Genomic DNA, 565 nt, shown 5'->3' with positions numbered 1-565 from the left:
TGGCGGACATCGACAAGGAGCATGTGGTCGATGATGACCGGTTTGCAGACTCGGCGATTCCTGCATCGCAGGCCTCCAGCGAAGAAAACCAGCCGCTGTTTTCGCCGCTCGGCGCTGACGTCTTCTGGCAAGGCAGCGTCGACGATCAGGACAGTTCCCTGCTCATTGCTTTGGATGACCCGCTGGCTATTTTCAACGATCTGGGCATGCAGCTGGCGGCCGATCAGGCCGCTTACCGCAACTGGCAAGCCGAGCACGAACACAAGGTACAGATCGCCCAGACCGTCACCACGCTATGTGGCGCAGAGAGCGAACCGGAGAAACTGCCTGCATCGGTGCGCGGCAATGCGGCGCTCACCCAGCAGTATCTGGGCGAGCTCGAAGCTTACTTCGAGCAGTGCATCCTTGAGCAGGCGCAGATCAACAGCAGTAACGTTCCCGGCGATTTTCTGCTGATGCCGGACATGTTCAAGAGCCTGGACATGCGCAAATCGATTGAAATGCGTTACGGCAGCGCGCCCTCCGACGAGGCCCTGCAAGCCTGGAAAGATCGCCACAAATGGCG

1 pseudogene is annotated in these 565 nt (G+C 59.3%); it reads left to right on the top strand.

The features are described from left to right. Positions 1-565 (top strand): annotated as a pseudogene (locus ALO80_RS15095) (hypothetical protein); the annotation flags it as partial.

This window comes from Pseudomonas caricapapayae (assembly GCF_001400735.1).
GTDB lineage: Bacteria > Pseudomonadota > Gammaproteobacteria > Pseudomonadales > Pseudomonadaceae > Aquipseudomonas > Aquipseudomonas caricapapayae.
The sequence above is the reverse complement of the archived record's forward strand: the minus strand, read 5'-3'. Positions and strand labels throughout refer to the sequence as shown.